The organism is Nostoc sp. DedQUE07, assembly GCF_034530975.2.
GTDB lineage: Bacteria > Cyanobacteriota > Cyanobacteriia > Cyanobacteriales > Nostocaceae > Nostoc.
The window spans coordinates 19,454-28,186 of sequence record NZ_JAVRCC020000077.1; the positions used below are offsets into that span (position 1 = coordinate 19,454).

Sequence of the window (8,733 nt, forward strand, 5' to 3'; positions counted from 1 at the left end):
TAGCCTGAAGGCTGGGAACGAGTTCCAAGAGGCTCTGCCTCTTGACTCAGCACGGGCTAAACTTTAGCTATCCGCTAACAGCACTCAACTATACTTCTGAAAAGACTGATTTACTGCTTCAAAGATTTACATTCAATAGAAGTCTTTACGTGGATCATGAATTTACCAAAATCTTTTCTGTTTTTAGCGATCCTTGTTAGCGCACTTTCTCCCACCATTGTCACTTTTGCTGGCTTGCCATCACGGCGATCGCCATCCAACGTGGAGTGGAAAGTCAGTCTCAAATTCCCACCTGTAGATGACCGAGGAGCGCCCTCTCAAACATTGGGTGGAGGAACGCGTGGCTCTTCTTGTATCGATGAGAGAGGAATACCGATAACGCCTTTGATGCCGTCAAAAAACAATTTTGGGAAAACGGTTGCAGCCAATCCAACACTATATTGGTACATTCCTCAAAATACTGCCCAATCTGGAGAATTGGCTTTGACAGATGAAGCTGGCAATCAGGTTTATCTGACAACTTTTAAACTGCCTAGTACTCCTGGCATCATTAAACTGGAATTACCAGCAAATGTTTCTCTCCAAATTGGCAAGTATTATCGATGGTACTTCACGATGATTTGCGATTTTCAAGACCGCTCTCAGGATCAATTTGTCAAGGGATTACTCCAGCGTACTGAAATAAGTTCATCCCTGAAAAATCAGCTAGCTGGGGCAGGACTTCTAGAACAGGCAAAAATTTATGCAAAGTCTCAAATTTGGCAGGAAGCACTGAATACTGTTGCTCAATTGCGCCGCGAGAAGCCAACTGAATGGGAAGAACTTCTACAATCAGTCGGTTTAGAGGCGATCGCCAAAGAACCTTTCCTTGACTGCTGCACGAGCGATCCCTAACCTCAGTACAGCTAAATATCAGCAAAGTTAAAACGGCTACTTTGCTACCCGGAAAAATTAATTTTGGTACAAACAAGATGATCTGGAGAAAGTGGAAAAAGCTACTGTGGCAATGGCGCGGTGTTTTGATTACTACTCCTAGTGTGGCTGGTGTAGTCATCTTATTACGCTTTGCTGGTTTAATGCAGCCTTGGGAGTTGGAGGCTTTTGATGGATATATGCGTCTGCGACCCCAAGAAGCACCCGACGATCGAATTGTCATTGTGGGAGTAAATCTTGCAGACATGAAAAAAATTCGTCAGCCAATCGTTCCAGATGGTCTGTATGCTCAATTGTTGCAAAAATTAAAAGCCAGGAAACCACGAGCTATTGGTTTAGATATCTACCGCGATTTACCTGTAGAACCAGGACATCAAGAATTAACCAAAGTATTTACATCTACCCCTAATTTAGTCGGGATTCAAAGAGTGGTAGGAGATAACCAACGCGAGCCAATTGACCCGCCACCAGCACTCAAAGATAAAGGGCAAGTAGGTGCAAATGATTTGGTTTTAGATCCAGATAAAAAGGTAAGACGCAGTTTGCTCTACTTAACAGATAAAAATGGAGAGACTATTTACAGTTTTGCATTATATTTAGCTTTACTTTATCTCGATGCCGAAGGTATTGCACCCCAAACTTCTGGACAGACAAAAAATTGGCAGTTAGGAAAGACAAGATTTATCCCTTTTGCTGCTAATGATGGTGGCTATGTGCGAGCTGATGACCGTGGCTACCAAATTTTAATAAATTACAGGGGGCCAGCCAAACGCTTTTCTACAGTCACGATGACAGATATTTTAGAAGACAAGGTACCACCAGAATGGGGACGCGATCGCATTATTTTGATTGGTAACGTCAGCGAGAGTTTTGAGGATTTATTCTTCACTCCCTATAGTAGTGATTTGTTGACTTCTCCTGAACCTATGCCTGGGGTAGAGATTCACGCGAATATGGCTAGCCAAATTATCAGTGCAGCTACAGCAGGTCGCCCACTAATTAAGAGTTGGTCGCAGCCAATAGAAATAGGATGGATTTTTTTGTGGTCTTTTGTGGGTGCAAGTCTAACTTGGCAATGGCGATATGCAGGTGGGATAAAATTTTTATCCTTCCAGAAAATAACTAGCCCAATTTTGGCAGCAGGTGTGCTATTGGCTAGTACATATACAGCCTTTATCGCTAGTTGGTGGATACCTGTAGTACCACCATTATTAGCATTGTTGGGATCTGCGATCGCCATTACAGTCTACATCGCCCGTACTGCTGGAGAAATTCGTTATACATTTGGGCGTTACTTAAGCAAAGAAGTAGTCACTACCTTATTAGAAAGCCCAAAAGGTTTACAGCTTGGGGGCGAACGGCGTAAAATCACCATACTCGTCTCCGATTTAAGAGGATTTACCAGTATTTCGGAACAATTACCCCCGGAAAAGGTTGTTCAAATTCTCAACTTTTATTTAGCATCAATGGCAGATATCATTACCCAATATCAAGGAACCATTGATGAGTTTACAGGCGATGGTATTTTAGTATTGTTTGGTGCGCCTACTGCCAAAGAAGACGACACTATAAGGGCTATTGCTTGTGCGATCGCTATGCAGTTAGCAATGATGAATATAAATGAAAAGATGCAGCAGTGGAATCTGCCGCCATTAGAAATGGGAATAGCTGTCAACACCGGCGAAGTTGTTGTTGGAAATATTGGTTCTTATATCCGAACCAAGTATGGTGTAGTCGGTAGCCAGGTGAATCTCACCTATCGTATTGAATCCTATACAATTGGAGGACAGATTGTTATTTCAGAATCGACATTTAAAGAAGTAGAGTCAATTGTTAAAATCTGTGGACAAAAGCAAGTACAAGTAAAAGGAATTAAACTACCGATAAATATTTACGAAGTTAGCGGGATTATTGGAAAATACAATCTCTTTCTAACTCAAGAAGAAGAAAGATTGCTACCCTTAGCTGAAGCAATACCAATAGAATATACAATTTTAGATGAAAAGCACATTGATAAAACCCTTTTTCAAGGCAATTTAGTTAAACTTTCCACAAAGGGAGCCGAGGTACGTCCCAAGGATATAGAAAAAGATGTCATCCCTTCTTTATTCAGTAATATTAAATTAGTTTTATCACCAAATTATTCAAAAGAATTAAGCGCTGATATTTATGCTAAAGTTTTAGAAAAACCAATAGAAGATGGGTTGTTTTATATCTACTTTACTACTAAAAGTTCTGAGATAAAAGCAATTTTTAGTAAGATTTAAGTAGTTGGGATCGGGCAGGAAGGAAGAGGATTTTAGCCTCGTTCATTGTTGGGAAAGGGCTAAAGGATAAGAGTTAAGGGTTTTTTACCTTTTCTCCTTCCCCCAAAACCCGACAAGTATTGTCTGCCGGCCTACTTAACGCTACTCTTAATCAAGCAGACATTCAATGATAGCAATAAATCTACCAAACTGTAAGCGTTTCGCGTCAGCAATATCGCATCCATCAGTTCAAAACTTGCATCATACGCTCTACCTGAATAGTTATACGCTGCTTAATGAAATTCTTCTAATTTGGCACGTTTAATATTGGCAGATGAGAGTTGATGGTTAAACTCTGGTGATTCTGCTAAAATTAAAGTATACTCCATTGTCCTACGCAAAAAATAATTTATGCATATAATAATCTCCCTTTTGTTAGGTATATAATCATACAAAAGATAGAGATGTTAACTTATTTAATTTAATTATTATTAACAAGATATAAAGAAATATTACAGAAAGGAGTCGGCTATTAGCATCCAATTATTAAAGAATGTCGTCATCCCAAAATGGCATAGTTCCAACATTGCTCTGGATCTCAAACGTGCCGCAGAAATTGCGGATTATTGTTTAAACAATGCCACTGCAATCGATTGCAATACTGCTTTTCCCAAGCAAGAGTTTGAGCTAATTGCTAAGGCTGGGTTATTGGCTGCACCATTAGCGAAAGAATTAGGCGGATGGGGTGCAGGAATTGATGCTAATGTTACCTACGAGCTTTTAATGCTATTAAAGCAGATAGGGCATGGCAATCTGGCAGTTGGGCGAATTTATGAAGGACATATCAACGCCCTACAACTGATTCAGACCTTTGGTTCCATAGAACAGATCGCAAGCTGCGCTGATGATGCCCGCGATCGCCAGAAAATATTTGGCGTTTGGAATGCTGAAGCCTCTGATGGTGTGAAGATAATTCCTTGTGAGAATGGGCGTTATCGGCTGGAAGGTTCTAAAACGTTTTGTAGTGGTACTGGCTATGTTGAACGTCCTTTCGTGAATGGAGTATTGCCAGAGGGCGGTTGGCAAATGTGCATTGTGCCAATGGACGAAGTGACAACTCTTAGCGATCCCGCTTGGTGGCAACCTTCTGGGATGCGAGCTACTGCTAGTTACAAAGTGGATTTTAGCGGTGTCGAGTTGGATCGGAGCTATTTAATCGGCCAGCCAGGAGATTACTATCGACAGCCTTGGTTATCTGTTGGGGTAATTCGGTTTGCTGCTGTGCAACTAGGTGGGGCAGAAGCACTGTTTAACCTAACTCGTCAGTATCTACAAAAGTTGGAATATACAAACGATCCATATCAACAGGAACGGCTTGGCAGAATGGCGATCGCCATTGAAAGTGGTAATCTCTGGCTGCGGGGGGCTGCGGATCGAGTAGCAGCCTATGCACCAGTGTTTGGTGGCGATCCCACTATTGTTCATCCGCAAGCAAACCAACTCGTCGCCTATGCCAACATGGTCAGGACAGCAATTGAACAAATTTGCATTGATGTGATGCATTTGTGTCAACGTTCTGTGGGAACTCGCGGCTTACTACCACCAAATCCGATGGAACGAATTATCCGAGATTTGACTCTATATCTGCGTCAACCTGCTTTTGATGCAGCCTTGGCAAATGTCGGGCAATATGTCTTGCATGAAAGTAATCCGGCTTCAATACTTTGGAATGATGAATGAATTTGGCTTGATTGCATTACCACTAGACAATCCTAATGTTTTGCCCTGGCGTTCAGTTAACGAGATCGCTTGTAGCCCGGTACTGATTGTTGCACCCCATCCTGATGATGAGACATTAGGTTGTGGAGGTGCGATCGCTCTATTACGGTCTTTAAATTGTCATGTGCAAGTGTTAGTCATCAGTGATGGTACTCTTTCACACCCTCGTTCCCAGAAATATCCCGTAGCTAGACTCCTAGCTCTGCGGGAAGCAGAAACGCTATCAGCATTAAAATTGCTGGGTGTAGAGGTGAATGATGTCACCTTCTGTAGAATGCAGGATGGGTCAATTTCAACACAGTATCAAAGTGCAGTAGCTAGTTGTCGTGCTTACATTACAGAAATCGCCCCACAAATTATCTTTTTACCCTGGCGATATGACCCTCATACAGACCACCGAGCGACCTGGAAGTTAATTCACACAGTGCTGAATGGCTTGCCCTTATCCCCCCGATTGATTGAGTATCCGATTTGGGATTGGGACTTTGACCAACGAGAGAGTCTGCCAGTACCTCTTGAGGTGACAACTTGGCGATTGAATATTAGCGCAGTGGTGGAGTTGAAACAGCAAGCGATCGCTGCTTATCGTTCCCAAACTACAGACTTAATTGATGACGATCCAGAAGGCTTTCGCCTAACTCCCGAAATGTTAGCAAATTTTACTCATCCTTGGGAAGTTTATATAGAGGAAAACCGATGAACCCGTTACAATCTAATTCCCTACCACCCAGCTACTTTGATAAACTCTACAGCGAAAATCCAGACCCGTGGAAGTTTGAGACTAGTATTTACGAAGCTAACAAATATGCTGCCACAATTGCAGCTTTACCCAAAGACCGCTATCGGTCTGCCTTTGAAATCGGTGGTTCCATTGGCGTTTTAACTGAAAAACTGCAAGAACGTTGTGACTCACTGCTCTCAGTTGATGTATCAAAATTGGCGCAGGATAGAGCAAAAGAGCGCTGTCAGCATCTCTCCAATATCAAGTTCCAGATTATGCGTGTCCCAGAGCAATATCCTGATAAAATGTTTGATTTGACCCTAGTTTCAGAAGTTGGCTATTACTGGTGCTGGGAAGACCTGAAAAAATCCCAACAGTACATTCTGGAACACCTGGAACCTGGAGGACATCTACTTTTAGTTCATTGGATACTTTATGCCCGTGATTATCCATTGAGTGGAGATGAAGTTCATGACTCGTTTTTTGAGTTGACCCCAAATAAACTGCGGCATTTAAAAGGTCAACGGGATGAAGAATATCGACTTGATTTATTCGAGCGAGTGTAAACTACCCGACGCCGACGCTATCACGTACAGCGTGCAATAATTTTCGGTTGAAGAAGTAATTCAGGAGCGGAGCCGGAAACGCTCCGCCAAGGCGTCAGAATCAAGACGCGACGCTCGAATACTCGCTACCGCTTCGCTATCGCAGAATTGCTCATCAGAAACAGGTTGTCTGTATGTCTGAAAAGAGATTGGTTGACGTAGCGAATGCTACCTCAACCGTGCATTCCTCCCGACGCTCTGTGTGATTGGTTGTTTTGTGACGCGCTTAGATCGAGGGTTTAAGACCCCTATTTTCTAGGCTTTTCGTAGGGTAAAGCTCTTTAGTTAGTTCCAAATCATCCTGGGTCGAATTTCCGTGGAGTTTGCTGTAACTGAGCCGTAAACTCTCAAGACGCAAGCGCAAGTCTCCAATTGCTTGTTCAATTTCCACAAATTTCCAGCGCGAAGCCCAAATTTGTTCTGACTGCTGGCGTTCTTCGACTTGTTCAAACAACTGACCAAAGGTATAAGGTTGGGTTAATTTTTCTAAAAGCCATTGGACTGAAACTCCCAGCATCTCTGCCAAGGATACGACGCTATTGCGATCTGGTTGATAGCCATTAAGAACGCACCACCACATCACTCGTAATTGACGGCGGGCAACAAAACGAGTTTCGATAGCCCCTGCTGGCTCGACTACAAATGGTTGTTGTTGCCGTCCCATTTCTATCCATTCATTCAGCTGATTTGCTAAACCAACATTGGTACGTCCAATTTGTCTGGCCGAAGTTACTACTCGCACTAAAGAACTATGGCGAAAACGGGCATTTACCCGTACCAAAGCACGGTAAAAAGCTACATCTTCAGGAGTCCGCACTGGTGGTAAGCCTCCCGCCAGTGCATACATTTCTGCTGTTACTGCCAAACTTGCTCCATAGTGTTGATAGTGGCGGGGAAAGCTGTCATCAGGGTCGGGATCGAGATAAGTTTCTAACTCGGTTATTAAATAGCGGTAGCCCACTTCACGCAGATAGCAAGCTCTGGCGTAAGGGTGTAGACCCGCACGACCAGTGCGTTCAACAAGAATTCGCCCACCTACAGCATCAGCACCACAGTTAATTTCATACAGATTGGCAGCAATCCAAGTTGGGCTTACCTGCGAGTCTCCATCAGTTGAAGCTATTACCCCCCTTGTGCGTCCTAAGCTACACAAACGGCGGTGTGCTTCATCCATTAAAATCTGACGCACTCGACCAATATAAGCTTGTGCAGGAGGCAGAGTTTTTTCCACTACATGCAGTGCTATATCTGGATGTTCTTGGGCGAAACTCCGGGCTATAGCTGCTGACTCATCGCTACAATTATTTGCCAACAAAATTATCTCGTAGCGTCTGGGATCTAAAAGCTGTCCTTGTAAATCAACTTGATGTATCAGGGCAGTAAGGGTTGCTGCCAACATCTGAGCTTCATTGCGAACTGGAACAATTACACAAACTTCGCAATGCGGTGACGGTGGTATTTGGACTAAAGTTTGAGAAAAGTCTTTACCCTGCTGTACAGATGGAAAGTCAGCAACGAAGAGCAAGCGTTTACTTTCCATAAAAACCATTTTTCCATCTCCAGGAGCAGCTACACAAGATTTCATCCACGATCAGAAATTATTAATATTTGTAACTCTATTTTGAATATTTTCTCATTTGTTTTGGATCTACCTACAGTATGATTAGTGTTGATTAAAACTCTCCAAACATCAGCTATTAAAAACTAAAGTCTGTCTGCTCTAACTCAAAGCTTTACTATTCAAGGCATATTTTTATATCTTTTTGCTAACGTCAAATTTCCGACGAGAAAATCATACTTAAATTATCTGTCTATTTTAGTTAATTGTTTTACTAATAATCCGTTTTAAGAATGAGATGAATAATATAACATATTATTAAGATTTATATTTTAATAAAAACTAATCAAACCGAAGCAGATTTATGCAAAAACTTAAACGCATGATTAATAACCTGCTTTTTGGTCGTTATAAACATTCCTTGGGTAATTCTAAAAGCACATCTGTTCTTAATTTGGATCGGCTCAACCTTTGTAGAAAATTTAGCTTGGTCGTGTTATGGCTGCAATGGTCGAAAGCATACTAAAACCAGCTATTGCGATCCAGAAACAAAACTTGAGGTGGCACTGTTTCATCCTCGTCAGCAGCTTTGGTCAGAGCATTTTAGCTGAAACGATGATTTTACACAGGTTATTGGTAAAACTCCCTGTGGTCGAGCAACAGTGTCAGCTCTGCAATTAAATCGGGTTGGAGTCGTTAACTTGCGTCGCCTTCTGACCTCGGCAAGACTGCATCCACCGCCATAAGAATCTTGGTAGTGGTAAATATCTAGCGATCGCTAATTCATTCTCATTTTAAGGTTTCATGGCATTAAACCCTCACAGCACGCAGGTTTGACATAATATCATGTCCGGATGATCGCTTACGATAAAGCTAGGAAGTAAAAATATG

At 42.3% G+C, this 8,733-nt stretch carries 6 protein-coding genes; 5 read left to right on the top strand and 1 reads right to left on the bottom strand.

Annotated features, from left to right (window positions below; all coding sequences use genetic code 11):
- Positions 1–156 precede the first annotated feature (156 nt).
- From RMZ95_RS31940 to RMZ95_RS31960, 5 genes are all read left to right on the top strand, one after another.
- Entirely contained in the window at positions 157–894 is a 738-nt protein-coding gene (locus RMZ95_RS31940) for a DUF928 domain-containing protein (RefSeq protein ID WP_322684363.1), read from the top strand.
- 77 nt (positions 895–971) lie between these two features.
- Positions 972–3,200 (top strand): adenylate/guanylate cyclase domain-containing protein, encoded by a 2,229-nt coding sequence (locus RMZ95_RS31945; protein WP_322684364.1) that lies wholly within the window; start codon positions 972–974, stop codon positions 3,198–3,200.
- 594 nt (positions 3,201–3,794) lie between these two features.
- Complete coding sequence (locus RMZ95_RS31950) at positions 3,795–4,919, top strand: acyl-CoA dehydrogenase family protein (RefSeq protein WP_322672842.1); 1,125 nt, start codon at positions 3,795–3,797, stop codon at positions 4,917–4,919.
- Positions 4,909–5,658, top strand: coding sequence for a PIG-L family deacetylase (locus RMZ95_RS31955; RefSeq protein ID WP_322684365.1), 750 nt, complete (start codon positions 4,909–4,911; stop codon positions 5,656–5,658). The genes RMZ95_RS31950 and RMZ95_RS31955 overlap by 11 nt, the downstream gene beginning before the upstream one ends.
- A complete protein-coding gene (locus tag RMZ95_RS31960; RefSeq protein ID WP_322684366.1) occupies positions 5,655–6,245 on the top strand; it encodes a class I SAM-dependent DNA methyltransferase in 591 nt (196 codons plus the stop codon). Before RMZ95_RS31955 ends, RMZ95_RS31960 begins: the two co-directional genes overlap by 4 nt.
- Before the next feature lie 265 nt (positions 6,246–6,510).
- Here the strand turns inward: RMZ95_RS31960 and RMZ95_RS31965 are convergent, their stop codons facing one another.
- Positions 6,511–7,824 carry a glycosyltransferase family A protein gene (locus RMZ95_RS31965; RefSeq protein ID WP_409884316.1) on the bottom strand — a complete coding sequence of 438 codons (1,314 nt, stop codon included), beginning with the start codon at positions 7,822–7,824 and terminating at the stop codon, positions 6,511–6,513.
- Positions 7,825–8,733 lie beyond the last annotated feature (909 nt).